26 protein-coding genes are annotated in these 24,726 nt (G+C 71.0%); 17 read left to right on the top strand and 9 right to left on the bottom strand.

Annotated features, from left to right (window positions below; genetic code table 11):
- The first annotated feature begins 7 nt into the window (after window positions 1-7).
- Window positions 8-1,213: an amidase gene (locus OF850_RS12820; RefSeq protein ID WP_301590584.1), complete on the top strand. Its 1,206-nt coding sequence runs from the start codon at window positions 8-10 to the stop codon at window positions 1,211-1,213.
- Window positions 1,210-1,731, top strand: coding sequence for a GNAT family N-acetyltransferase (locus OF850_RS12825; RefSeq protein WP_301590585.1), 522 nt, complete (start codon window positions 1,210-1,212; stop codon window positions 1,729-1,731). The genes OF850_RS12820 and OF850_RS12825 overlap by 4 nt, the downstream gene beginning before the upstream one ends.
- On the opposite strand, the gene OF850_RS12830 is transcribed toward OF850_RS12825, so the two are convergent.
- Window positions 1,732-2,724, bottom strand: coding sequence for a GDP-mannose 4,6-dehydratase (locus OF850_RS12830; RefSeq protein WP_301590586.1), 993 nt, complete (start codon window positions 2,722-2,724; stop codon window positions 1,732-1,734).
- Between the two features lie 63 nt (window positions 2,725-2,787).
- On the opposite strand from OF850_RS12830, the gene OF850_RS12835 reads away from it, so the two are divergent.
- Window positions 2,788-3,744 carry a Bug family tripartite tricarboxylate transporter substrate binding protein gene (locus OF850_RS12835; protein ID WP_301590587.1) on the top strand — a complete coding sequence of 319 codons (957 nt, stop codon included), beginning with the start codon at window positions 2,788-2,790 and terminating at the stop codon, window positions 3,742-3,744.
- Window positions 3,745-3,759: 15 nt separating this feature from the next.
- On the opposite strand, the gene OF850_RS12840 is transcribed toward OF850_RS12835, so the two are convergent.
- Entirely contained in the window at window positions 3,760-3,939 is a 180-nt protein-coding gene (locus OF850_RS12840) for a hypothetical protein (RefSeq protein WP_301590588.1), read from the bottom strand.
- Between the two features lie 160 nt (window positions 3,940-4,099).
- Between OF850_RS12840 and OF850_RS12845 the strand changes: the two genes are divergently transcribed.
- Window positions 4,100-6,187, top strand: coding sequence for a PAS domain-containing sensor histidine kinase (locus OF850_RS12845; RefSeq protein WP_301590589.1), 2,088 nt, complete (start codon window positions 4,100-4,102; stop codon window positions 6,185-6,187).
- A gap of 50 nt (window positions 6,188-6,237) precedes the next feature.
- Window positions 6,238-6,849: a response regulator transcription factor gene (locus OF850_RS12850; protein ID WP_301590590.1), complete on the top strand. Its 612-nt coding sequence runs from the start codon at window positions 6,238-6,240 to the stop codon at window positions 6,847-6,849.
- A 52-nt stretch (window positions 6,850-6,901) separates the two neighbouring features.
- On the opposite strand, the gene OF850_RS12855 is transcribed toward OF850_RS12850, so the two are convergent.
- From OF850_RS12855 to OF850_RS12885, 7 genes are all read right to left on the bottom strand, one after another.
- Entirely contained in the window at window positions 6,902-7,174 is a 273-nt protein-coding gene (locus OF850_RS12855) for a YMGG-like glycine zipper-containing protein (RefSeq protein WP_301590591.1), read from the bottom strand.
- A 17-nt stretch (window positions 7,175-7,191) separates the two neighbouring features.
- Entirely contained in the window at window positions 7,192-7,443 is a 252-nt protein-coding gene (locus OF850_RS12860; protein WP_301590592.1) for a GlsB/YeaQ/YmgE family stress response membrane protein, read from the bottom strand.
- Between the two features lie 4 nt (window positions 7,444-7,447).
- Window positions 7,448-8,461, bottom strand: a complete 1,014-nt coding sequence (locus OF850_RS12865; protein WP_301590593.1) for a YihY/virulence factor BrkB family protein — start codon at window positions 8,459-8,461, stop codon at window positions 7,448-7,450.
- Window positions 8,462-8,730: 269 nt separating this feature from the next.
- The gene (locus OF850_RS12870; RefSeq protein WP_301590594.1) at window positions 8,731-9,708 is read right to left on the bottom strand and encodes a S1C family serine protease; all 978 of its coding nucleotides are present in this window, start codon (window positions 9,706-9,708) and stop codon (window positions 8,731-8,733) included.
- A gap of 22 nt (window positions 9,709-9,730) precedes the next feature.
- Complete coding sequence (locus tag OF850_RS12875; protein WP_301590595.1) at window positions 9,731-10,213, bottom strand: CinA family protein; 483 nt, start codon at window positions 10,211-10,213, stop codon at window positions 9,731-9,733.
- Entirely contained in the window at window positions 10,210-10,638 is a 429-nt protein-coding gene (locus OF850_RS12880; RefSeq protein WP_301590596.1) for a phosphatidylglycerophosphatase A family protein, read from the bottom strand. The genes OF850_RS12875 and OF850_RS12880 overlap by 4 nt, the downstream gene beginning before the upstream one ends.
- Entirely contained in the window at window positions 10,626-12,566 is a 1,941-nt protein-coding gene (locus tag OF850_RS12885) for a lytic transglycosylase domain-containing protein (RefSeq protein WP_301590597.1), read from the bottom strand. The genes OF850_RS12880 and OF850_RS12885 overlap by 13 nt, the downstream gene beginning before the upstream one ends.
- A 93-nt stretch (window positions 12,567-12,659) precedes the next feature.
- On the opposite strand from OF850_RS12885, the gene dapA reads away from it, so the two are divergent.
- The 12 genes from dapA (at window position 12,660) to OF850_RS12945 (ending at window position 24,719) form a co-directional block, all read left to right on the top strand.
- Window positions 12,660-13,556: a 4-hydroxy-tetrahydrodipicolinate synthase gene (gene dapA, locus OF850_RS12890; RefSeq protein WP_301590598.1), complete on the top strand. Its 897-nt coding sequence runs from the start codon at window positions 12,660-12,662 to the stop codon at window positions 13,554-13,556.
- Entirely contained in the window at window positions 13,556-14,041 is a 486-nt protein-coding gene (gene smpB / locus OF850_RS12895; protein WP_301590599.1) for an SsrA-binding protein SmpB, read from the top strand. Before dapA ends, smpB begins: the two co-directional genes overlap by 1 nt.
- Window positions 14,042-14,342: 301 nt before the next feature.
- Window positions 14,343-15,815 (top strand): calcium-binding protein, encoded by a 1,473-nt coding sequence (locus OF850_RS12900; protein ID WP_301590600.1) that lies wholly within the window; start codon window positions 14,343-14,345, stop codon window positions 15,813-15,815.
- A gap of 43 nt (window positions 15,816-15,858) precedes the next feature.
- Window positions 15,859-16,968 (top strand): glycosyltransferase family protein, encoded by a 1,110-nt coding sequence (locus OF850_RS12905; RefSeq protein WP_301590601.1) that lies wholly within the window; start codon window positions 15,859-15,861, stop codon window positions 16,966-16,968.
- A complete protein-coding gene (locus tag OF850_RS12910; protein WP_301590602.1) occupies window positions 16,961-17,830 on the top strand; it encodes a hypothetical protein in 870 nt (289 codons plus the stop codon). Before OF850_RS12905 ends, OF850_RS12910 begins: the two co-directional genes overlap by 8 nt.
- A gap of 91 nt (window positions 17,831-17,921) precedes the next feature.
- Window positions 17,922-18,047, top strand: coding sequence for a type B 50S ribosomal protein L36 (gene ykgO / locus OF850_RS12915; RefSeq protein WP_120639961.1), 126 nt, complete (start codon window positions 17,922-17,924; stop codon window positions 18,045-18,047).
- A gap of 101 nt (window positions 18,048-18,148) precedes the next feature.
- Window positions 18,149-18,733 carry a hypothetical protein gene (locus OF850_RS12920; protein WP_301590603.1) on the top strand — a complete coding sequence of 195 codons (585 nt, stop codon included), beginning with the start codon at window positions 18,149-18,151 and terminating at the stop codon, window positions 18,731-18,733.
- Window positions 18,734-18,852: 119 nt separating this feature from the next.
- Complete coding sequence (locus OF850_RS12925) at window positions 18,853-20,292, top strand: FAD-linked oxidase C-terminal domain-containing protein (RefSeq protein ID WP_301590604.1); 1,440 nt, start codon at window positions 18,853-18,855, stop codon at window positions 20,290-20,292.
- Window positions 20,289-21,497 carry an FAD-binding protein gene (locus OF850_RS12930; protein WP_301590605.1) on the top strand — a complete coding sequence of 403 codons (1,209 nt, stop codon included), beginning with the start codon at window positions 20,289-20,291 and terminating at the stop codon, window positions 21,495-21,497. Before OF850_RS12925 ends, OF850_RS12930 begins: the two co-directional genes overlap by 4 nt.
- Before the next feature lie 12 nt (window positions 21,498-21,509).
- Window positions 21,510-22,811, top strand: coding sequence for a glycolate oxidase subunit GlcF (gene glcF / locus OF850_RS12935; RefSeq protein ID WP_301590606.1), 1,302 nt, complete (start codon window positions 21,510-21,512; stop codon window positions 22,809-22,811).
- Window positions 22,808-23,785, top strand: a complete 978-nt coding sequence (rfaD, locus tag OF850_RS12940; RefSeq protein WP_301590607.1) for an ADP-glyceromanno-heptose 6-epimerase — start codon at window positions 22,808-22,810, stop codon at window positions 23,783-23,785. Before glcF ends, rfaD begins: the two co-directional genes overlap by 4 nt.
- Before the next feature lie 7 nt (window positions 23,786-23,792).
- Window positions 23,793-24,719: a GDP-mannose 4,6-dehydratase gene (locus OF850_RS12945; RefSeq protein ID WP_301590608.1), complete on the top strand. Its 927-nt coding sequence runs from the start codon at window positions 23,793-23,795 to the stop codon at window positions 24,717-24,719.
- Window positions 24,720-24,726 lie beyond the last annotated feature (7 nt).

Below are 24,726 nucleotides of genomic sequence, written 5' to 3' on the forward strand. Positions count from 1 at the left end.
TCACGCAATGCCTCCCGAGGACACCGTTCAGGCCTTCATCCCCGGGCCGCGCGCCGTCCTGGGACCCGCCGGGCTCGGCGTGCTGAACGGGCTCGACTTCGCCGCGAAGGACCTGTTCGACATCGCCGGCTGGCCCACGAGCGGCGGCAACCCGGACTGGGAGCGGACCCACCCCGGCGCCGTCGCAACCGCCCCCGTCGTGATGGCGCTGCTGGAGGCCGGCGCGCGCCTCGCCGGCAAGACCCGGACGGTGGAGCTGGCCTACGGGCTGACCGGCGAGAATGTCTGGCACGGTACGCCGCTCAATCCCGCGGCGCCCGGCCGTTTTCCCGGCGGCTCCTCCTGCGGCTCGGCCTCTGCCGTGGCGGGGGGACTCGTCGATTTTGCGCTGGGCACCGACACGGCGGGCTCGGTCCGCATCCCGGCCTCCTATTGCGGGGTCTTCGGCATCCGGCCGAGCTGGGGCGCGGTAAGCCTCGCCGGGACGATGGCGCTGGCTCCGTCCTTCGATACCTGCGGCTGGTTCGCCCGCTCCGCCTCCGTGCTGCGCCGGGTGGGGGAGGCGCTGCTGCCGGAGGACGCGCCCTCCACCCCCCGCCGGCTGGGGCCGGCGATCAAGGTCCAATCCGCCTGGATGAACGCGGAGCCGGCGACTGCCGCCGCGCTGACCCCGGCGCTGGAAGCGGTGGAGCGGGTGCTGGGCCTCGGTGAGGCGATCCGTGCCGAGACCGGGCCGAACGGGCTGCGCCGCGCCTTCGAGGCGGCACGCACCGTCCAGGCGCAGGAGGCCTGGGTCACGCATGGCGCCTGGATCGAGGAAACGCAGCCGCGCTTCGGCCCCGGGGTTGCCGAGCGCTTCGCCGCCGCCAAGGCCACCGACCCCGAAAAGGCCGCGGCCGGGCGGCTGCACCGCCGGCGCTTCGCCGCCTCCATGCGCGCCCTGCTGCAAGGCGGCGCGGTGCTGGCGTTTCCGACCTCGCCCGGCCCTGCCCCCCTGTTGGGCGTCACCCTGGCCCAGCAGGATGCGGTGCGGGAGCGGACCATGGGCGTGACCGCCTATGCGGGGCTGGCCGGGCTGTGCGAGGTGACGCTGCCCGCCGCGCAGGTGGAAGGGGCGCCGGTGGGACTGTCCCTGGCGGCGGCGCCGGGGCATGACCGGGCGCTGCTGGAACTGGCCGAGCGACTGGCGGCCGAGCTTGGGATCGGGGAATGATCATTCGTGACGCGCGGCCAGGGGACCTCCCGGCCATCACCGCCATCTATGCGCACCACGTTCAGACCGGCACCGGCACCTTCGAGGAGGAGCCGCCCGACGAGGCCGAGGTGGCAGCACGCCTCGCCAAGGTGCAGGGGGCGGGCTGGGCGTGGCTGGTGGCGGAGCAGGACGGGCAGGTCACCGGCTATGGCTACTACTCCCAGTTCCGCGACCGCAGCGCCTATCGCTTCACGGCGGAGGACAGCATCTACGTGCGCGACGACGTGCGCGGCATGGGGGTGGGCAAGGCGCTGGTGCAGGCGCTGCTGGAGCGCGCCACGGCGCAGGGCTTCCGGCAGATGCTGGCGGTGATCGGCGACAGCGGCAATGCCGGCTCCATCGGCCTCCACTCCTCGCTCGGCTTCCGGCAGGTGGGGACGATGAAAGCGGTCGGGCTGAAATTCGGCCAGTGGGTGGACGTGGTGACGATGCAGCGCGCCCTCGGCGAGGGTGAACGGACCCTGCCCGACGCCTGATCAGGCGACGCGGCGCTTTCCCTTGCCGCCCAGCCGCTCGAGGTCGGCCTCCACCATTTCGGCCACCATCTCCTCCAGCGTGATGCGCGGCGCCCAGCGCAGGGCGCGCCGCGCCTTGCTTGCGTCGCCATGCAGCACGTCCACCTCGGCGGGGCGCAGATGCGCGGCATCCACGCGCACGTGGCGCTCCCAGTCCAGCCCGGCATGGGCGAAGGCGAGGCGGCAGAATTCCCGCACGCTGGTCGAGCGCCCGGTGGCGACGACGTAATCGTCCGCATGCTCCTGCTGCAGCATCAGCCACATCGCCTCCACGTAGTCGGCGGCGTGGCCCCAGTCGCGCCGCGCATCCAGATTGCCCAGCACGACATGATCCGCGAGGCCGAGGCGGATGCGGGCCACCGCGTCGGTGATCTTGCGCGTCACGAACTCGATGCCGCGCAGCGGGCTCTCGTGGTTGAACAGGATGCCGGAGGAGGCATGCAGGCCGAAGCTTTCCCGGTAATTCACCGTCATCCAGTGCGCGAAGGCCTTGGCGGCCGCGTAGGGGGAGCGCGGATAGAAGGGCGTGCGCTCATCCTGCACGGGCGCCTGAATCTTGCCGTACATCTCGCTGCTGCTGGCCTGGTAGAATCGCGCGCGCGGCGCGGCGATCCGCACCGCCTCCAGCATGTTCGCCGCGCCCATGCCGGTGACCTGGCCGGTGAGGAGGGGCTGCGTCCAAGAGGTCTTCACGAAGCTCTGCGCCGCGAGGTTGTACACCTCGTCCGGCCGCGACATCTCGACCGCGCGCAGGATGGAGGACAGGTCCATCAGGTCGGCGTCGAGCATCACGACATCGGCCTCGATGCCGAGCCAGCGCAGCCTTTCGCCGATCGCGTCGGAGGAGGCGGAACGGCGCAGCAGCCCGTGGACGCGATAGCCCTTGCCGAGCAGCATCCGTGCCAGATAGGCCCCGTCCTGGCCGGTGATGCCGGTGATGAGCGCACTCTTCATGGTTTCACGCTACCAGAAGCCGGACCGGCCGGTTAGCCTGCCCCAAACTGGGAGGAACATGACATGCGCCGCATCCTGGCCGCCCTCGCGGCCGGCTTCCTTGCCTTGCCAGCCTGGGCGCAAGGCTTCCCGGACCGCCCGATCCGACTCGTAGTGCCCTTCGCCGCGGGCGGCGCCACTGACGTGGGCGCTCGGGTGCTGGCCGAGGCCATGTCGCCGCATTTATCCCAGCCCATCGTCGTGGAGAACCGGACGGGCGCCGCGGGGCTGGTGGCGAGCGAGGCCGTGGCCCGCGCCCCGGCGGACGGGCACACGATCCTGATCAACAACACCAGCCATTCCGTCCTGCGCCTCGTCGTGCCCAACGCGCCGATCGACGTGACCCGGGCGCTGACGCCGCTAACGGTGCTCAGCGAGATGCCGATGGTGATGCTGGTGGCGAACAACCACCCGGCGCGCGACCTGCGCGAGTTCATCGCCCTGACGCGCACGAATCCCGGACGGTGGGATTACGGCAGCACCGGAGGCGGCGGGACGCTGCAGATGGCGGCGCTTCTCTTTCTCCGTGCCGCGGGGGTGGAGATGAACGAGATCCCGTATCGCGGCGGCGCGCCGGCCACGCTGGATCTTGCGGCGGGCCGCATTGCCATGGTGTTCGACGTGGCGCTGACCGGCGTGCAGACCGCGCGGGGCGGGCAGGCGCGGGCCTTCGCCGTCACCAGCGCCGCGCGTTCCCCCGCCTTGCCGGACGCCCCGACGCTGCGCGAGGCCGGGCTCGATGCGGAAATGAATGTCTGGCAGGCGCTGTTCGTCGCCAGCGGCACGCCCGTCCCTGTCCAGACGGCGTTGCACCGCGCCGTGGCTGCCGCCCTGTCGGGCGAGGCGGTGCAGCGGCGCTTCCGCGAGCTCGGCGTGGACCGCATCCTTGCCAACTCGCCGGAAGAGGCATCGCGCTATGTCGCGGCGGAAGTGGAGCGGTGGGAGAACCTGCTGCGCGGGCGGATCGCACCCGGCGGTTGAGCGGTGCCGTACGCCTCAGCCCTTTTCGGTCCTGCGGCGGGATTCGCGCAGCCAGATGACGCTGAGGCGCTTCGCCGAAGCGGTGGCGGGCTTGGCCGGCGGCGCTTCCGCGGGGTCGGGCCGCGCTGCCGCGCGGGCAGGCTGCGCGGGAGTGCCCGTCACGTTCCTGTCCTTCTCGCCACGCTTGCTCGCCATGCGTCTATTTTGGTGCGTTCGCCAAAGCCTGACATTCGGGGGGATTACTTAAGACGCGCGGAATGGGGCAGAATTGTTGAATATGGCCGCGTCTGAAACTCAGAAAACCCGAAGCCTCCGGCAACATCTACTCGCAGTCATGCTTGTGGCGTCGCTGCCCATGCTGACGCTTGGAGGCTTCACCGTCATCGAGCTCGCGGGGCGGCTGCGCGCCAGTCAGCAGGAGCGGCTGCACGTCGCTGCGGGCGCGGCGCGTCACGTGGTCGAGCGGGAGCTGGAGGGCGCGGTGCTCGTCCTCTTGACCCTCGCAGGCTCGCCACAGCTCGACGATCCGCGCACGGACCTGCAAGACTTCCACCCCCGTGCGGCCCTGGCAGCCGAACTGCTGGGCACCTGGGTCGTGCTGCATGACGAGGAACCCGGCCGACAGCTCCTCGACACGCGGTACCCCGCCAACGCCGCGATGCCGCCCGCGCCGCCGGACGAGCCGGCGAGGCAGGCCATGGCGACGGGGCGCCCGGCCATCGCACCCCTAGGGCAAGGACGGGAGACCGTGTCGGTCGCCGTTCCGATCCTGCGAGAAGGACGGGCCATCGGGGCCCTTTCCGCGCCGCTCGACATGTTGCGCCTCGTGCAGCTTCTGGAGGAACAGCAGAAGGCCAGCCCGGGTCTCACGCTCTTCGTGCTCGACAGCGCCATGCGTCAGATCGCCGCCACCTCAGCGGAGCCGCTGCTGGATGCGGCTGCGATGGGCGTCATTGCCGCGCAGGGCGACCGGATCGCGCGCGTGCCCGGCCCTGCTGGCACCGTCGTCGTTGCCTTCAACCACACGGAGGGTGGCGGCTGGATCGTGGGGGCCGCGGAGGTGGAGGCGCGCTTCGTCGCCTCGTGGCGCGAACCCGCGCTGCGGTTGCTGGTGACGGCCGGGCTCCTCCTGCTGGTCGGGTTCCTGATCGTCAGCTGGCAGGCGCGCCGCTTGGCCCGGCCCCTCGCGCGGCTTGCAGCGGGGGAAGAGTGGGAGCGTAGCGGCGCTCGGGTGCAGGAATTCGAGGAGCTGGAGGACGCGGTGCGCTCCATGCAGGAGGCGCTACGGCGAGAGGCTGCGAACGCCGATCGTGCCGCCGCGGCTAACCTGCAATTGGCACGAGACGCGGAGGATGACCGTCGCCTCCTGTCCTCCGTGATGCACAGCATGCCCGATTCCGTCTTCGTGAAGGATCTGGCGCTGCGCTACGTGCTGATCAACGAGGCGGGCGCGGCGATGATCGGCCGGCCGATCGAGGAGGTGATCGGCAGCTCCGACGCCGACTTGTTCGCGCCTGCCGTCGCGGCCGAGATGTCGCGCGTGGACCGGCTGGTCATGGATGCCGACCTGGCGCGTGAGCAGGAGGAGCGGATCGAGCGCCTCGACGGGGTCGAGACCTGGTTCATGTCGGTGAAGGCGCCCTGGCGCGACAGCAGCGGCGAGATGGCGGGGCTGATCGGCGTCGCGCGCGACGTGACGGAGCGCAAGGCGACGGAGCGGCGGCTGGCGAATGCGGAGGCGGCGATGCGGCGCATCGCGCGCGCCGACAGCATGGCGGCGATGAGCGTCGGCCTCGCGCATGAACTGAACCAGCCCCTCACCGCGGCCAGCAACTACCTTCGCGCCGCGCGCCGCCTCGCCGACGGGAATGCGCCGGACCCGGCCCGCCTGCAGATGGCGCGCGAGGCGATGGGCGAGGCGGCCGATCAGGTGATCCGTGCCGGCGCCATCATCCAGCGCCTGCGCGACTTCATCGGGCGCGGCGAGACGGAGCGGAGAAGGGTGGACATGAGCGGGATGGCGCTGGAATCCGTCACCCTTGCCCGCGCCGCGCGTGGACCCGGCTCGGCGCCGGTGCCCGTGGTGATGGACGGGCGCAACCACACCGTCATGGGCGACCCGGTCCAGCTGCAGCAGGTGACGGTGAACCTGCTCCGCAACGCACTGGAAGCGACGGAGGGCGAGCCGGAGCCCCGCGTCATCCTTCGCCTGTCGCGCGCCGAGGGAGAGGTGCGGCTGGAGGTGGAGGATAACGGCCCCGGCATCTCGCCCGAGGTGATGGAGCGCCTCTTCGAGCCGTTCCAATCCACCAAGGCGGACGGGATGGGTATCGGCCTGTCCATTTGCCGGGCCATCGTCGAGGCGCATCACGGGCGGCTGGAAGCGCTGCCCGCGGATGGGGGCGGGACGATCATGCGCGTTTCACTGGCGGAAGTGACTTGAGCCTCGCGCCAAACGAGTGTTCATATGATCTGCCATGCAAGGTGGGGACGATGGAACCGGTTCTGCACGTTGTGGATGACGAGGAGGCGGTGCGCCGCTCCCTGGCGATGCTGCTCATGGCTGCCGACTACAATGTCGAGACCTACGCGGATGCCGCGGCGCTGCTGGGTGCCGCGTCGCGCGGCACGGGGCTCGCGCCCGGCTGCCTGATCCTTGACGTGCGGATGCCCGGGATGGATGGGCTGTCGCTGATGGAGGAGCTGAGCAAGCGCGGCATCACCCATCCCGCGATCGTCGTGACGGGCCATGCCGACGTGCCGCTCGCCGTCCGGGCGATGCGCGTGGGCGCCATCGACTTCCTGGAGAAGCCCTACACGGAGGAGCGACTGCTGGAAGCGGTGAAGGCGGCGCTTGCTGCCGGGGACGAGGCGACTCGCCGCCGCTCCGCGGAAACGCGCGCCACGGCCCAGGTCACCGCGCTGTCCCCGCGCGAGAAGGAGGTGCTGGAATGTCTCGTGCAGGGGATGGCGAACAAGGTGGTCGCGCACAAGCTCGGCATCTCGCCCCGCACGGTGGAGGTGCACCGCGCGAACCTGATGGACAAGCTCAACGCCCGCTCCCTGCCCGAACTGGTGCGGATCGGCCTCGCCGCCGGGATGTAGCGCAGCAAAAAGGGGCCGGCGCGAGCCGGCCCCTTTCCGGAAACCCTTCCGCTCAGTAGCGGCGATAGCCGCGGCCATAGCCGTAGCTGGGCGGCGGCGTCGGGGTGCTGGCCGCACCGATCGCGGCGCCGCCGAGGCCGCCCGCCACCGCGCCGATCGCGGCACCGGTGCCGCCACCCGCGAGGCCGCCGATGGCCGCCCCGCCGCCGGCGCCGATCAGGCCGCCGCCGACCGCGCGCTGGGTTGGGTCATAGGGGTTGCTGCAGGCCGTCGCGCCGAGGGCCAGGACGCCGAGGGCAGCCATGCGAAGCTTGTTGGCGATCATTTCAATACCTCCTTCTATCAAGCCCGACGCCGCAACGCGCCAACGATGGCGAGCAGCAAGACAGCGCCGATGGTGGAAATGATGAGGCTCGGGAGCCAGCCGTCGTAGGCAAGCCCGAGCATTCCTGCCAGGAAACCACCCAGCAAGGCACCGACCAGGCCAACGATCAGGTTCGTTAGCAGGCCATGGCTGCGGTTCATGATCTTCTCGGCGATCCAGCCGGCCAACAGGCCGATGATGATCGCACCGATCAGTCCAACTCCGCTCATGTGATCAGGTCTCCTTTCTCGCGGGGCTGCGGGCAACGAAGCGGCGCAGGAGCGCGAGCGCGCCAGCGGCCGCCGCCGTCTTGACGAGGCTACCGGCCTCGAGGGGTTCGGGGCGCGGGGGCGGTGGCGGCGCGTGCTCCGCCTCCTGGCGTGCGCGGGCCGCCTCGGGCCGTGCTTCCTCCTTGCCGGAATAGGCTCGCGTGAACTCCGCGCCGAGCAGGAAGATCAGTGCCGAGTAGTAGATCCAGAGCAGCACCACAACGAGCGTGCCGGCGGCGCCGTAGCCCTGCGCCGCGCCGGATGCGCCGATATACAGGCCGATCAGCGTCTTGCCGGCGGTGAAGAACACCGCGGTGACGAAGGCGCCCACCAGCACGTCGTGCCAATGCAGGGAACGGTCGGGCAGCACCTTGTAGATCGCGGCGAAGAGCCCGGTGATCACGGCGAGCGACAGGACGAGGTTCGCCACCCACAGCACCGGCTCCAGCCAGGGGATGTGCGAGCCCACCCAATCGCCGAAGGCCGAGAGCGCGGCGGAAGCGGCAAGCGAGACGAGCAGCAGGAAGGCCGTCGTGGCGACGAGGCCCATCGCCGCTGCCTTGGCGCGCACGAAGGCGGTGATCGTTTCCGTCACCGTGTCGGCATCGGGCGCCTGAGTCTTCCAGATGGCGTTCAGCGCGCCCTGCAGCGCACCGAAGGCGCCCGACGCGGTGAGCAGCAAGGTGACGACGCCGATCAGCAGCGCCCATCCGCCGCGCGCGTCGCCCAGCGCGTTGTCGGCCATCTGCTCCACCGTGCCGGCGGCGTCCTGGCCCAGCATGTCCTGCATCTGCGAGGCGAGGGCGCGCTGCACCTGCTCCTCGCCGAAGATCATTCCGGCGATGCCGGTGGCGATGTAGAGCAGGGGGCCGAGCGAGAAGAGCGTGAAATACGCGATCCCCGCCCCACGCGTGAGGCAGTCATCGGCGAGGAAGCCGGTCACCGTGTCCTTGGCGATGGTGAATGCGCGGGAAAGCATGGGTGTCCTCGTTTCACCCCTGCGAACGACGGAACGTCGCCGCGAGTTTCCGATGCGCGCAAGCATCCGACCGACGACGACGACGGCAGGCAGCGCCGTGAGCCCGCTTTCGCGTTCCACGCTGAGCCGGAAAGGCACGTGCGCGATCTGCGGAGGATCGCGTGACCCGCCTCGCCCTGCTTCTCGCCGCCGTGCTGCGCCGGCCCGGCTACCGCACGCACGGCACGAGTGGCACCGCCCTCGATCCGGTCTGCTTCTGACGCCGCGCCTCAGTGCAGGCGCGGCGCCTTCAGGTGGCGCGAGCGGTCGCCGCTGGTGACGGTGATGTCCAGCCGCTCCGTCCCCCGCGCCAGGGACAGGCGCACCTTCGCCCCCGCCGATCCGGCCTGCCGAACCGCAGTCCAGAGCGAGGCGAGATCGTTCACCTCGCGCCCCTCGACGGCGAGGATGCGGTCATCGGGCTGCACCCCCGCCTGTTCCGCCGGCCCGCCCTTGGCGAGGGAGCCGACGCCCACTTGGTCGTCCTCCTCCGTCGCGTACAGGCCGAGCCAGGGCCGCACGGGGCGTCCGGTCACGCCGGTGTGCCGCATGGTTTCCAGCACGGGCAGGAGCGGCGCGACGGGCACGACCATGTTCAGGTCCACGCGGTTGCGTCCGCCGCCCTGCTGCAGGATCAGGGAACCGACGCCGACGAGGCGCCCATCCGGCCCGAACAATCCGGCCCCGCCCCAATGCGGATGGGCGGGGGCGGTGAAGATCGCGTTCTCCAGCAGGTATTCCCACTGGCCCGCGAAGGGCTGTCGTGCCGCGACGGCGCAGGCGACCGCATGCTCCGCCCCTCCCGAGGCGGCCAGGACGCATTGCGCGCCCTGCGTAAGCGTCTCGCTGTCGCCCAGCTCGGCCACCTCCGAATCAGGAGGCAGCGGGCCGAGCGCCTGCACAACGCCAAGCCCCGACTCGAAATCCGTGGCGAGCGGCGTGCCCTGCACCACGCGCCCCTGCGAATCGGTGATCCAGATGGTTTCCGCCTCGGTGATCAGGTAGCCGATGGTCAGCAGCAATCCCGAATGGTCGATCCACACGGCCGAGCCTTCGCGCTCCGTGCCCAGCGTGGCGGCGGAGGTCGCGTCGGGCGGCATGAGGGAGCGCAGCGAAACCACGGAGCGCAGGCGCTGCTCCAGGGGCCAGGAAAACTCGCTGGGCTCGGGGCGGAAGGCCTCGGGCACTTCCCAGTCATCATCGGACATGGCCCCTATATAACGCGCGTCGTCACAGCAGGGAGTGCGCGATCCGGAATGCCTCGCGCACGGTGGCCGCACGGATGGCGGCGCGGTCGCCCGGAAACAGGCAACGGCGGTGGACCGTGTGCCCCGCCACCGCGCCCGCGAGATGGACCAAGCCGACCGGCTTCTCCGCGCTGCCGCCGCCAGGCCCCGCGACGCCCGTGCAGGACAGGGCGATGGCCGCGCCCGACCGGAGCAGGGCGCCTTCCGCCATGAGGCGCGCCACCTCCTCCGACACCGCGCCGGCGCGGGCGATGATCTCAGAGGGAACGCCGAGCAGCGCGGATTTCGCCCCGTTGGAATAGGTGACGAAGCCGGCAAGCACCGTGTGGGAGGAGCCAGGGATGGCGGTGAGGGCGGCGGCGATCAGCCCGCCCGTGCAGCTTTCCGCCGTCGCCAGCGTCCTGCCGCGCGTCTGGCAGGCGGAAAGCAGCGCCTCGGCCTCGCGCAGCATCGCGTCTTCCATCATGGCAGGATCATCCTCAGCCCAAGCACCACCAGCCCGGCCAGCAATCCAGCCAGGAGGTCGTCCCCCATCACGCCCATCGTTCCGCCGCGCCGGTCCAGCCAGCCGACGGGGCCGGGCTTGGCAATGTCGAAGGCGCGGAACAGGGAAAAGGCGATGGCGGCGGCGAGGAGCCCATCGGCAAAGGCAAGGGCGAGCGACATGCCCGCCGCCTCGTCCACCACCACCCAGCCCGGATCGGCCTCGGCTTCCGGCAGGCGCGACACCGCCCAGAGCCCCGCCATGGTGAAGAGCGTGGCGGCCAGGAGCGGAACCCAGCCCGGCGCGGCGGCCAGGGGCAGCACGGCGACGGAGCCCCAGGTGCCCGGCCCCGGGCCGAGCCGCCCGATGCCCCCCAGCGAGGCGACCGCCCGCGCTAGACCGGCCATGCCGCCATCGGGTGCGGCTGGTTCCGCGTCGCGGGATCCTTGGCGCGGTAGATCGCCACGTTCTCGATCACGCGCTGCACGTAGTTGCGCGTCTCCCCGAAGGGAATCATCTCCATCCAGTCCAGCATGGGTCGGAAGCCCGAGCGCGGGTCGCCATAGGTGCCGAGCCACTCATCCACGCGGGCCGCGCCGGCATTGTAGGCGGCGAAGGCCAGCGGCATGGCGCCGCCATAGCGGTCCAGCCGGTCGGCGATGTAGGCCGAGCCGAGGCGCATGTTGTGCGAGGGGTCGTTCAGCATGCCGGGGCTGTGCGCGACCCCGACGCGCCGCGCCACCGCGGCGGCGGTGGCGGGCAGGAGCTGCATCACGCCGCGCGCGTTGGCGGAGCTGACCACGTCGGTCTCGAAATTGCTTTCCTGGCGGGAGATGGCGAAGACCACGGCGGGTTCCGCCCCGTCGGAGGGCGCGGGGTAGGGGGACGGCCAGCCATCCTCCACCAGCATCGCGCCCTGGGCCCCGCCACGCCGCGCCACCCACACCGCATGGTCGGGCCGACCGATCCCGGTGGCGAGGCGCGCGACAAGGAGCCGATCGGCATTGTCGGCCGAAAGCTCCTCCAGCCGCAGCAGGAAGGGACGGGCGCGCCTCGCCTCGCCGAGATCGGCCATCAGCAGGACGAGGCGAACCAGTTCGCGCTGGAGGAAGGCGCGCGCCTCCGGCTCGGCGGGGCGGGGGATGGCAAGCCCGGTGATGCGGCGGGACAGCGTCGCCGGATCCTCGCCCAGGGCGAGCGCGGCCATCTGGCCATAGAAGGTGACCGGGAAGCCCGCCGCCTGCTGCCAATGGGCGCGGGCGCGCGAGGCATCGCGCTCGGCACGGCCTTGCCAGTAGAGCGAGCGCGCCTGGGTGATGGCGGAGCGGCTGCCTTCGCCCACAGTGCGGAAATGCTGCAGGGCCCGTGCCGGGTCCTCCAGGAAGCGCAGGGCGATGAAGCCGGCCAGGAATTCGGCTTCCTGGCGCGGCTCGCCGGGGATGGCCTGGCCGTGCTGCGACGCCACCTGATAGGCGTTGCGGGGATCGCCGAGGCGAAGCAGCTTGCGCGACAGCACCTGCCGCTCCGTCCAGATGGCTCGCTGCGCGACCGGCGGCAGGTCGCGCTGCGCCGGCACGGCGGCGGCCCAGAGCGCGGCGGCCTCCGTGTCGCGATCCGCGCGTCGCAGAGCCTGCGCGAGGGTGAGGGTGGCACCCGCGTCGCGCGCGGCGGCCGGGGCATGCGCCGTGTCCGTCCCCGAGGCGAGGCGAAGCTCCGCCAGCCGCGCGCGCACCGGGTCGAGCAGGGGCGCCACGCGCTGCGCGCCGCCCAGGTCGCGCGCGAAGAACAAGCGGTTGAAGCGGCGCCAATGCGCGTCGGCGTCGAGCAGGTTGCCCACGCGCGCCAGGAAATCGGGCTCGGCCATGAGGTCGGAGCCGGCATCGTCGCCCCAGGCGCGCCGCGCCACCTCGCGCGCCGCGTCCAGCCGACCCGCATTGATCAGCGCGCCGGCATGGCGTGCCGCGCCCTCCAACGTGCGCGCCGGGCGTGGCGCGTGGAAGCGCAGCACCAGCGCGTCGTCGGGGTCGAGCGCCAGCAACTCCTCCGCCCGGGTCTGCAGCGCGTTCTGCTGCGGCCAGTCGGGCGCGGATTCGATGAAGCCGACGATCTCGGCCGCGCTGGCGGCGCCGCCGCGCTGCGTCAGCCGCATCCACGCGACGAGCTTCGCGAGCAGCGGGTCGGCGCTCGCGGCAAGGGCGCTGGCCTCCGCCCATCGCCCCGACTGGGCAGCGAGAAGGGCGGCACGCCCGGCATCCCGCCCGGTCTGGGCGAAGGCGGGCAGGGCGAGGCTGGAAAGGAGGAGCGAGCGGCGGAACATCCCGCGCTTGTAGAGCAAGCGGAGGCGCCGCGGCGAATCCGCCGCTTGTTGCGGGGGCGCCGCAAGCCTAGTTAGGGAAGCACAGGATCGCCGCGCACGGACAAGATACCCATGAAGTCCTCCACCCTCGCCCTGCGGGGCTCGCTCACTGCCCTCATCACGCCCATGCGGGAGGATGGCAGCGTGGATGAGCGCGCCTATGCCGAGTTCATCGAGTGGCAGATCACCGAGGGGACAGAAGGGCTGGTGCCGGTGGGCACGACGGGCGAAAGCCCGACCCTGAGCCACGACGAGCACAAGCGCGTCGTCGAGATCTGCGTCGAGGTGGCGCGCGGCCGCGTTCCGGTGGTGGCCGGCACGGGCAGCAACAGCACGGCCGAGGCGATCGAGCTGACCGCCCATGCGCGCGAGGCGGGGGCCGATGCCGCGCTGGTGGTGACGCCCTACTACAACAAGCCGACGCAGGAAGGCCTGTACCGGCACTTCATGGCCATCGCCGACGCGGTGGACCTGCCGGTGGTGATCTACAACATCCCCGGCCGCTCCGTGATCGACATGATGCCAGAGACGATGGGACGGCTGGCGAGGCACCCGAACATCATCGGCGTGAAGGACGCGACGGCGAAGCTGGACCGGCCGCTGGCGCAGCGCCGCGAATGCGGGCGCGACTTCGTGCAGCTTTCCGGCGAGGACCACACAGTCCTCGCCTTCATGGCGTCGGGCGGGCATGGCTGCATCAGCGTCACCAGCAACGTGGCGCCGCGGCTCTGCGCCGAGATGCACCGCGCCTGGCGCGAGGGCCGCGTGGCGGAGGCGATGGAGATCCAGGACAGTCTGGCCCCGCTGCATGACGCCCTTTTTGTCGAGACCTCGCCGGGGCCGGTGAAGCATGCCGCTTCGCTGCTCGGCCATGGCACGGCGCATTGCCGCCTGCCGCTAGCGCCCGTCGCCGAGTCGACGGCGCGGGGAGTGGAAGGGGCGATGCGGGGCGCCGGCCTGCTGAACTGATGGCCGAGAAGCGCAAGAAGCCGCTGATCAGCCACGGCACGGCGGCGCAGAACCGCCGCGCCCGGTTCGACTACAAGGTCGGCGACACGATCGAGGCGGGGATGGTCCTGTTGGGGCCCGAAGTGAAAAGCCTGCGCGCCGGCCGCGCCAGCCTGGGCGAGGCCTGGGCGGGGGAGCGCGATGGCGAGATCTGGCTGTTCGGCTGCCACATCAGCGAATGGCAGGCGGGCAGCGTGGTCGCGAAGTTCGATCCCGTCCGTCCGCGCAAGCTGTTGCTGCACAAGAAGCAGGTGCGAGAGCTGACCGGTGCCGTGACCCGCGAGGGCGCGACGCTGGTGCCGCTGGAAATCCGCTTCAACGACCAGGGTCGGGCCAAGTGCATCATCGCCCTGGCCACCGGCAAGAAGCAGCACGACAAGCGCGCTGACATCGCCAAACGAGACTGGCAGCGCGACAAGGCGCGTCTTCTGCGCGACAAGAGCTAGGGCGGGCGTTCCTACCGCCTTCGCTCTTTCCCTGTATTTCCCGAGAAAATGCAACTAAAAGTTGTGAAGCGCACGCATAATTTCAACTTATGGAATTTATTCTAAAAATGTGAAGGAAACATCGCGCGACTCCAGGTCTACGCAGATCTACGTGTTGACCAAACGTTAACCACCTCCGATAACCCCAGACGGGTGCAGTGCAACAGGCGAGGGTCTGAGAGACCTCGACTGCAAGTGAGAGGGTGGTACGATGGCGGATGTGACCCTTCCGGGCGCCGGGGGTGGAACGATCTCTGTCCCCGTGAACGAACAGTTTCAGGCAGAGATTCAGAACCAACTCAGCACGCGGCCGAGCGGGCAGGTGGTGGCAGGCGGTTCGCTTCCCACCGTCAGCAGCCCTACCTCGGTCGTGTTCACGGGAAGCGTGCCGTTTGACGGCCCGCTCAACCTGACCGCCGACATCAAGACGGTCATCATCGCGAACAACCAGCCGGCCACGGTGAATGGCGGCACGGTGGGCGATGCGCTGGTCGTGTCCGGCGAGGGCGGGCTGAATGCCAGCTTCATCAACGGCAGCGCGACGGTGTTCGCGGCGGGCGGCAACAACCAGGTCAACTCCTCCTGGGACGGTTCCCGCACCGAGGTTTCCACCGGCACGGGCGACGACACGATCCGCCTGCACAGCGGGTCGGGCGCCGTGGAGAGCCTGGGCGGCAACAACAGCATCATGGCCAAGGGTGACTTCCAGGTCACCACGGGCAGCGGCAACGACCGGTTCTGGGTTGCCAGCGGCACCAACACGATCGCCTCCAGCGGCGGCGACAACCGTCTGCACCTGCAGACCGGCGCCAACAAGGTGACGCTCGGCGACGGCAACGACACGCTCATCGCGAAGGATGGCAGCAGCACCATCTTCGCCGGTGCCGGCAACGACCAGATCTGGGTCGATGGCGGCAGCCACAGCATCGACATGGGCTCGGGCAAGGACACGGTCCAGCTGCGCGGCGGCACGGGCAGTGAAGTGCGCCTCGGCGAGAGCGGCACGGTTTCCGCCCTGCAGGGCAACAACACCATCCACGCCGGCAGCGGCAGCGCCTGGATCACAGGCGGCGCGGGCAACATGACGGTCTATGGCGGCGCCGGGAACACGACGGTGCACAGCAAGACGGGCCAGCTGAACTTCATCGGCGGCGCGGGCACCGACACGGTGATTGGCGGCGCCGGCAGCGCCACCATCACCGGTGGCGAGGGCGGCGGCTACTATGTCGGCGGCGCGTCGGGCAACAACAGCCTGACCGCCGGCTTCGGCAAGACCACGCTGATCGCGGGCGGCAATGGCGACACGCTGGTCGCGGCGGGCGCCGGTGGCGATGTGCTGAAGGCGGCGGCGGGCAACGTCACCCTGCTTGGTGGCACCTCGACCGGCCAGAACTGGTATGTCGGCAAGGACGGCGACGCGACGATGAGCATCGTCGGCGGCTCCGGCAACGAGTTCTTCGTCATGGGCCGCGGCAATGCCACGGTCACCGGCGGCGAGGGCCGCGATGTCTTCCAGTTCTTCAAGAACGCGGGTGGCATCAACACCAACACCGTCACCATCACCGACTTCACCATCGGCACGGACCGCCTGTCCTTCCAGGACTTCGGCAGCGCGGCGGATGCGGTGACGAGCAACATCTCCTTCGGCGGATCGACCACCCTCACGCTGTCCGACGGCACGACCCTCGTGCTGAGCGGCGTCGAGAACAACGACCTGTCCAAGCTGACCGCCTGACGGACGCCCGGCCACCCACTTCATGGCCGAGGCGAAGGTTCACATGCCCGGTTCGGAGGGTTCCCCCCTCCGGCCGGGCATCGTGCTTCTGATCACGCACGACGAGGGCGGCGGCGTCGAACGCTTCGTCGCGCGCCATGCCACCTCCCTCGCGGCCGAGGGCGAGACCTGCTGGTTCCTCCGCCCCGATTCCTTTGGCGGCCCGGCCCGGCTCGAACGCCCGGGCGAAGTTCCCCTGACCTTTGATCCGAAGCGAGGCCATGCGGCGCTCCTTTCCCTACTGCGCGGGGCGGTCGGACGGATCGAGGTCCATCACCTCCGCAGCCACGCGCCACGCTTCAAGCGGCTGCCGCTCGAACTCGGCGTACCCTTCCGCGTGGTCATGCATGACTGGTCGCTTCTTTGCCCCCGCGCCACGCTGACCCGCCCGGATGGCGGGTTCTGCGGCGAAGCGGGCCCCGAGGCCTGCGCAAGCTGCGTTTCCGGCTATGCCATGATGCCGGTCGCAGCGCCGCGCGGCGTTGCGGCGCTGCGCCGCGACTCGGCCGCGCTGCTGCGTCGGGCGGAGCGCGTGGTGGTGGCGTCGCGCGACGGCGCCCGTCGCATCCGGCGTCACTTCCCCGGCGTCGAGCCGGTCCTGGAACCCTGGGAGGAAGCGCCACCCCCACCGGCACCGCCAGGCCAGACGCCCTGGCCCCGGATCTGCGTCGCCGGACGGCTGACGCGCCACAAGGGGTTCGAGGTTCTGCGCGACTGTGCAGCCGACGCGGCCGCGCGCAAGCTGCCCATGGATTTCGTGCTGGTCGGGCGTTCGATGGACGACGCGGCGCTGCGGGCCACCGGCCGCTGCGCGGTGACAGGGGAATACGCGGAAGGGACCGGCGAGGCCTGGGTGCGGGCGCAGCGCGCCGCGATCGGCTTCATTCCGTCCATCTGGCCGGAAACCTGGTGCTACGCCCAATCCGTTCTGGTCGCGGCCGGGCTGCCCGTCGCCGCCTTCGCCCTGGGGGCCCAGGGCGAAAGGGTGGCGGCATCCGGAGGCATCGCCTTGCCCCTGGGCTTGCCGCCCGGGCGCATCAATGACTTGTTGCTGGCGCGCATGGCAGGCTTGGCCATGCCGAGCCAAAGTGAGAGACCGCCGCTCCATGCCTGACCAGAACCAAGACCGGGTCCGCGACGTGCGCGTCGCCGCGCACACCTTGGTCCTCCCCCGTGGCAAGTTCTGCATCTCGGTGGCCGAGGTTTCGCCCGGCATCCCCGCCGCGCGGCTCCCCGGCCTCGCCATCTCCACCATTCCCGGCGAGGGGTCGGAGGTGGAGATCGCGCAGTTCCCCGGCAATCCCTGGCTGCGGCATCCGGGCGATGCGCTGCTGGTGACGGTGGGCAGCGACGAGGCGCGCCTGCTCCTTACCAGCTACAACCTGCTGGAAGGAGAGGGGGCGAAGCCGCCGCGCATGCAGGTGCAGCGCCTGGACGTGCCGGGCCAAGCCAGCCTCGGCCCCGCGCCCGAGGCGGCGGGGACGGCCGAACCGCCCCCCGCCCCGCCGGCCGCTTCCGCTTCGTCCGGACCGCAGCCGGTGCTCGTGCACGTCGCCCGGGTGGGGGACCGATCCGGCGCCCTCGGCGAATGGCTGGGCATGCGGGAGCCGGGCTGCGTCATCGAGGGGGTGCAGGTCACCCCGCCCGAAGGCGTTCCGGCCGAGGAGCTGGAGTATCAGGTCGTGCTCGGCAAGGGCTGGACCTCGCCCTGGTCGCAGGGCGGCGAGTTCTGCGGCAGCCGCGGCATGACGCTGCCGGTCCAGGGCCTGCGCGTCGCCCTGCGCGGCGCGAGCGCGGAGCGCTACACGGTGAGCGTGGAGGGCGTGACCGCGGGCGGCGAGACGCTGGGCCCCGTCGGCAATGACGAGCTGTGCGGGCTGGACGATCCGGAGCCCCTGGTCCAGCTGCGGCTGCGCTTCGAGGCGCGCCAGAACGCTCCCTCCCGTAAGCGCCGCGTGGCCAAGGCAAAGCGCTGACGGGTTGACTCAAGGGGAAAGGGTGCTTATTCGCCCGCAGACCGGGGATGGCGCAGGCCATCCCCGAACCCGTTTTTGCCGCGAGTTTCCAATGAAGATCCGCAACAGCCTGAAGTCCGCGAAGACGCGGGACAAGAACTGCGTGGTGGTGCGCCGCCGTGGCCGCCTCTACGTCCTCAACAAGAAGAACCCGCGCATGAAGGTCCGCCAGGGCTGATGCCTTCCCGGCCTGGCTGGGCCGGGCCGAAGCGGAGCGGGGCTGCAACCCCGCTGGATGCATGTCGTTTCCCCTTCACTTCTCTTGGAAGGAGATGCGACATGAAATCGATTCTGCTCGCCGGTGCGGCGGCCCTGCTCCTCTCGGGCGCGGCCTCCGCGCAGAGCTACGGTTCCTCGCAATACAGCGCGTCGGGCAATGATGCCCGCAACACCAATTCCATGACTGCCCAGGCGGATACCATGTCCGGCCAGCGCAACATGCGTTCCGACTCCATGTCGGGTCAGCGCAACATGCGCTCCGAACGCCGGGCGGAGCAGCGCCGCGCGACCAACAGCAGCCGCCGGTCCACCCGCCCGGAAGACCAGGCCTACATGGGCGGCGGCATGATCCTCGAGAATGGCCAGCCGGTTGGCATGGGCGGCTCCTCGATGGGCGGCGGTGCTGGCATGGGTGGCAGCGCCGGGATGGGCGTCGGCGGCATGTCCGCGCCGGGCGGCTACATGCCGGGCTCGGGCATGGTGGGCCAGGGCCGCGGCGGTCCCGGTGGCTTTCGGCCGGACAACAGCCCCGGCGGGCATGATGGGCAGGTGACGCCCGGCCCGCGCCCCATGGGCTCCAGCATGATGCCGGGCGGTACGGGCACCGGCCGCGCCGCCGGCACCGCGCCGGGCGGCGGCAACTAAGACACCGACGGGCCGGGCCAGCCCCGGCTTCCGGAAAAGACCGGGCCGGCCTCCTCGTGGGGCCGGCCCTTTCGCGCGTGGCGCTTGCGGATGGCGAGGCGCAGGGACATTTTGACCCCATGATCCGCCTCCCGCCCCCGAAGCCCGAGATCCTCGCACGCCGGGATGGCATCCTGGCCGATCTGGGGCGCCTCCTGCCCGAGGATGCGGTGATCGGCGAGGCGATCCGGCTGCGTCCCTACGAGACGGACGGGCTTTCCGCCTACCGGCAGATGCCGCTGGCCGTGACGCTTCCCCGCACCACGGAGGAGGTCGCCGCGGTGCTGCGTTATTGCCATGCGAACGGTATCCGCGTGGTGCCGCGCGGCGCTGGCACCTCGCTCTCCGGCGGTGCGCTGCCGCTGGAGGATGCGGTGGTGATCGGGCTGATGCGGATGAACCGCATCCTGGAGGTGAACTACGACGACCGCTTCGCGGTGGTGGAGGCGGGCGTCACCAATATCGGCATCACCAAGGCGGTGGAGGGGGACGGGTTCTTCTACGCGCCCGACCCGTCCTCGCAGCTTGCCTGCATGATCGGCGGCAACGTGATGATGAACTCGGGCGGGGCGCATTGCCTGAAATACGGCGTCACCGCCAACAACCTGCTCGGCCTCACCTTCGTGACGATCGAGGGCGAGGTGGTGCGCATCGGCGGACAGCATCTCGACGCCGCCGGCTATGACTGGCTGGGCCTCATCACCGGTTCCGAGGGACAACTCGGCATGGTGACGGAGGTGACCGTCCGCATCCTGCGCTCGCCTGAGGGGGCGCGGGCCATGCTGGCCGCTTTTTCCTCCGTGGAGGTGGCAGGGCAGGCGGTGGACGCGATCATCGGTGCGGGCGTCATCCCGGTGGCGCTGGAGTTCATGGACAAGCCCTGCATCCATGCCTGCGAGGCCTTCGCCCATGCGGGCTACCCGCTCGATGCGGAGGCGGTGCTGATCATCGAGGTGGAAGGTAGCCTGGCCGAGCAGGACATGCTGCTGAACCGCATCAAGGAGATCTGCGACCGCTTCGAGCCCATCAGCATGAAGCTGGCCGAAAGCGCGGAGCAGTCCCTCGCCATCTGGAAGGGGCGCAAGGGCGCCTTCGGCGCGGTGGGCCGCATCTCGCCCGACTATCTCTGCATGGACGGCACCATCCCGACCGGCGAACTGCCGCATGTGCTGAAGCGCATCGGCGAGATGAGCGCGCATTACGGCCTGGGCGTCGCCAACGTGTTCCATGCGGGGGACGGCAATCTCCATCCCCTCATCATGTTCGACGCCAATGACGCGGAAAGCTTCCGCAAGGCCGAGGCCTTCGGCGCCGACATCCTGCGGCTGTGCGTCGAGGTGGGTGGCTGCCTGACCGGCGAGCACGGCGTGGGCGTGGAGAAGCGCGACCTGATGGTGGCGCAGTTCACCCCGCGCGAACTGGCGCTCCAGCGCGCGGTGAAGTCAGCCTTCGATCCCGGCTGGCTGCTGAACCCGGCCAAGGTCTTTCCCCTCGAAGGGAACGAGGCGCTGGCGGCATGAGCGCTGCGCTCGACAAGGTAACCGCCCCCGACACGGAGGAGGGCGTGGCCGAGGCCGTGCGCGCCGCGCTGGCCGCGCGCGAGCCTCTGGCGGTGGAGGGCCGCGGCACCAAGCGCGCCATGCTGCGCCCGGTCCAGGCGGCGCGCACCCTGTCCACGCGCGCATTGACGGGCATCACCCTCTACCGCCCGACGGAACTCGTGATCTCGGCCCGAGCCGGCACCCCGGTCGCGGAGATCGAGGCGGCGCTGGCCGAAAAGAACCAGATGCTGATCGCCGAGCCGCCCGATCTGCGCGCCCTGTTCGGCGCGGAGGAGGGTGCGACGCTGGGCGGCGTGGTGGGCGCCAACCTGTCAGGCCCGCGCCGCATCACCGGCGGCGCGATGCGCGACCACGTGCTGGGCATCCGCGCCGTTTCGGGCGAGGGCGAGGTGTTCCGCTCGGGCGGGCGGGTGCTGAAGAACGTCACCGGCCTCGACCTCTGCAAGCTGCTGACCGGCGCCTACGGCACGCTGGGCGTGCTGACCGAGGTGACGCTGAAGGTGCAGCCGGCCGGCGAGGCGACGGGCACGCTGGCTGTGCGCGTGCCGGACCTCGCGGAAGGCATCGCCGTCCTTTCCGCTGCGCTCAGCTCGCCTTTCGGCGTTTCGGGCGCTGCGCTGCTGCCCGAAGGGCACGCACCGCTCGGCCTCGACGGGCCGGTGGCGCTGGTGCGGATCGAGGATTTCGCCGAATCCGTCACCTATCGCCTCGGGCGGCTGCGCGCCGCCCTGTCCTGCTTCGGCGAGGTGTCGATGCTGGAGGGCGCGCCCTCCCGCGCCGCCTGGCGCGCGGTGCGCGACGCAGTGCCCCTCGGCGCCGCGCCGGAGGGGGCGGTGTGGCGCATCTCCGTCGCGCCGAGCCGCGCGCCGGGGGTCTGCGCCGCGTTGCGCGAGGCCTTCCCCGCGCGGCTGCTGCTGGACTGGGGCGGCGGGCTGGTCTGGGTGTCCGGCCCGGCGACCGCCGAGGCTCATGCGGCGGTGATGGCGGCAGCCGCCGTGGCTGGCGGCACCTTCACCCTGTTCCGCGCGCCCGAGGCGCTGAGTGCCGCCGTTGCCGTGCTACCGGAGGAGCCGGCGCCACTGGCTGCCATTGGCGGGCGCGTGAAATCGGTGCTCGACCCGGCCGGAATCCTGAACCCCGGCCGCATGCGCGCCGGGGCGTGAGAAGAACGAGACATGCAGACCACCTTCACCGCCGAGCAGCTCCGGGATCCGGACACTGCGGAGGCCAACAAGATCCTCCGCACCTGCGTGCATTGCGGCATGTGCACGGCGACCTGTCCGACCTTTCTCCTGCTGGGGGATGAGCTGGATTCGCCGCGTGGGCGCATCTACCTGATCAAGGACATGCTGGAGAACGGCCGGGCCGCCACGGAGCTTGAAGCGCGGCACGTGGATCGCTGCCTGTCCTGCCTGTCCTGCATGACCACTTGCCCCTCGGGCGTGCACTACATGCATCTCGTGGACCATGCGCGGCGCCACATCGAGGAAACCTATCGCCGCCCCTGGCCCGAGCGGGCGCTGCGTTCGGTGCTGGCGCGCGTCCTGCCGCGGCCCGGCCTGTTCCGCCTGTCGCTGCGCGCCGCCGCCCTGGCGCGGCCCCTGGCGCGGCTGATTCCCGGACGCGGCACCACGGCGCAGCGCCTGCGCGCGATGCTCACCCTGGCCCCCGCCGCCCTGCCGCCGCGCTCCCCGATGCAGGAGGCGCCGCTGCACCCGGCCGAGGGCACGCGGCGCGGCCGCGTGGCGCTGCTGACGGGCTGCGCGCAGAAGGTGCTGGACCCCACGATCAACGAGGCGACGATCCGCCTCCTCACCCGCATGGGGATTGAGGTGGTGGTGCCGCGCGGCCAGGGCTGCTGCGGCGCGCTGACGCACCACATGGGCCAGCACGACCCGGCCATGGCGGCGGCGCGCGCGAACCTCCAGGCTTGGGGCGCCGAGATCGAGGGACAGGGGCTGGACGCGATCGTCATCAACGCCTCGGGCTGCGGCACCACGGTGAAGGATTACGGCTTCATGTTCCGCGATGAGCCGGAGGCCGCGCTGGCGGCAAAAATCTCCGAGCTGGCCATGGATGTGACGGAGGTGTTGGACCGCTTCGGCTACCGTCCCTCGCGCGAGGCGCCGGGGCTGACCGTGGCCTATCATTCCGCCTGCTCGCTCCAGCACGGGCAGAAGATCACCGCCCTGCCGAAGGAGTTGCTGAAGCGCGCCGGCTTCGCGGTGAAGGAGCCGGCCGAGCCGCATATCTGCTGCGGCAGCGCCGGCACCTACAACCTGCTGCAGCCCGGCATCGCCCAGGCGCTGCGGGCGCGCAAGCTGGAGAACATGGCGCGGCTCGACGCCGACCTCGTCGCCGCCGGCAATATCGGCTGCATCACGCAGCTTTCCGGCGATGCGCTGCCGGTGGTGCACACGGTCGAACTGCTGGACTGGATGGCGGGCGGGCCGAAGCCGGCGAAGCTTTCGGCATGATCTTGGTCACGGGCGGGGCCGGCTTCATCGGCTCCCATGTCGTCGCCGCGCTGAACGATGCGGGCCGCACCGACGTCGTGGTGAGCGACCGGCTGCGCGACGGCGCCAAGTGGCGCAACCTCCGCAAGGCGGTGCTCGCCGACCTCGTCCCGCCCGAGGAGCTGCCTGCCTGGCTGGAGGGGCGGGAGCTGGAGGCGGTGGTGCATCTCGGCGCCAATTCCGCCACCACGGCCACGGATGGCGACGACGTGATGCGGCGCAATTTCCGCTTCTCGCTCATGCTGCTCGACTGGTGCACGGCCCAGCGCGTGCCCCTGGTCTATGCCAGCAGCGCCGCGACCTATGGCGATGGCGAGGCGGGGTTCGACGACGCCGACGACCTCCAGTCCCTGCGCGCGCTGCGGCCGCTGAACCTCTACGGCTGGTCCAAGCACCTGTTCGACCAGGCGGTCGCGGCGCGGCGCGAGGCGGGGGGCGCCCTGCCGCCCGCCTGCTGGGGGCTGAAGTTCTTCAACGTCTATGGCGCCAACGAGCATCACAAGGGCGAGATGCGCTCCGTGGTCCACAAGGTGTTCGAGACGCTCCGGCGCGCCGAGGAGGTGAGGCTCTTCCGCTCCCACCGCCCCGACTTCCGTGACGGCGAGCAGCTGCGCGACTTCGTCTTCGTGGAGGACGTGGTCGCCGTGATCCGCTTCCTGCTGGCGAAGGGGGAGGGGGCGGGGTTGCTCAATGTCGGCGCGGGGATCGCGCGCTCCTGGCTCGACCTCGCGCGGGCCGTGGGCATGGCCATGGGGGTGGAGCCCGAGATCCACTTCATCGACATGCCCGAGGCGCTGCGCGGCAAGTACCAGTATCGCACCGAGGCGGCGCTGGTCCGGCTGCGCGCCGCCGGCTTCAATGCCCCGATGACCTCGCTGGAGGAGGGGGTGGCACGCACCGTCTCCATCCTGGCGACCGAAGACGGCCATCGCTGAGCGAGCGATGCGGACCGCCCTCGTCACCGGGGCCACAGGCTTCATCGGCCGGCACCTCGTCCGGCGCCTGCGGGAAGGGGGCTGGCGCGTCGTCGCCGCCGGCGGGCCCGAAACGCCGCCCGGCGAGGGGCTCGCGCTCGACATCCGGGACTGCGCGGCGCTGCTGGCGCTGATCCGTGCGGAGCGGCCGGAAGTGATCCACCACCTCGCCGGGCAGAGCCTGCCGGCGCTGGCCTTTGCCGATTCGGGCCCGACCCTGGCGGCGAACGTGCTGGGCACCGCGGCGCTGCTGGAGGCGGCGCGCGATTCGGGCGTGGCGCCGCTCGTCGTGGTCGCCTGCTCCGGCACCGCCTATGGGGCGAGCCTCGGGCAGGAGGCGGTGCGCGAGGACGCGCCGCTGCTGCCGCTGACGCCCTACGCGGTCAGCAAGGCGGCGCAGGACATGCTGGCCTTCGCCGCCCATCGCACCGGCCCGGTGCGGACGGTGCGGGCGCGCATCTTCAACACCACCGGCCCCGGCAAGACGGGCGACGTGCTGAACGACCTCGCTGGACGGGTGGGGGCACTGGCGCGGAGCGGCGTGCGCGAGGGCGGGCTGCGCGTCGGCAACACGGCAAGCCGCCGTGCCATCCTGGACGTGAAGGATCTGGCCGAAGCCCTGTTCCTGCTGGGCGAGGCCGGCGAGGCCGCTGCGGGCGAGGCCTTCAACATCGGCGCGCCCGAGGCGGAAACGGTGGCGTCGCTGATCCATCGCCTGCAATCGGTCAGCGGAATCGCGTTGCGGCCCGAGCCGGACCCGGCGCTGTTCCGCCCGGCGGATGAGCCGTTGTTGCTGGGCGATACGGCGCGGATTTGCGCCCTGACCGGCTGGAAGCCGCGGATTTCGCTGGATTCCACGATCCGGCGCATTTACGAGACTGTCTTGCTCAATTAACACTCCT

Source organism: Sabulicella glaciei (assembly GCF_026183895.1).
GTDB lineage: Bacteria > Pseudomonadota > Alphaproteobacteria > Acetobacterales > Acetobacteraceae > Roseococcus > Roseococcus glaciei.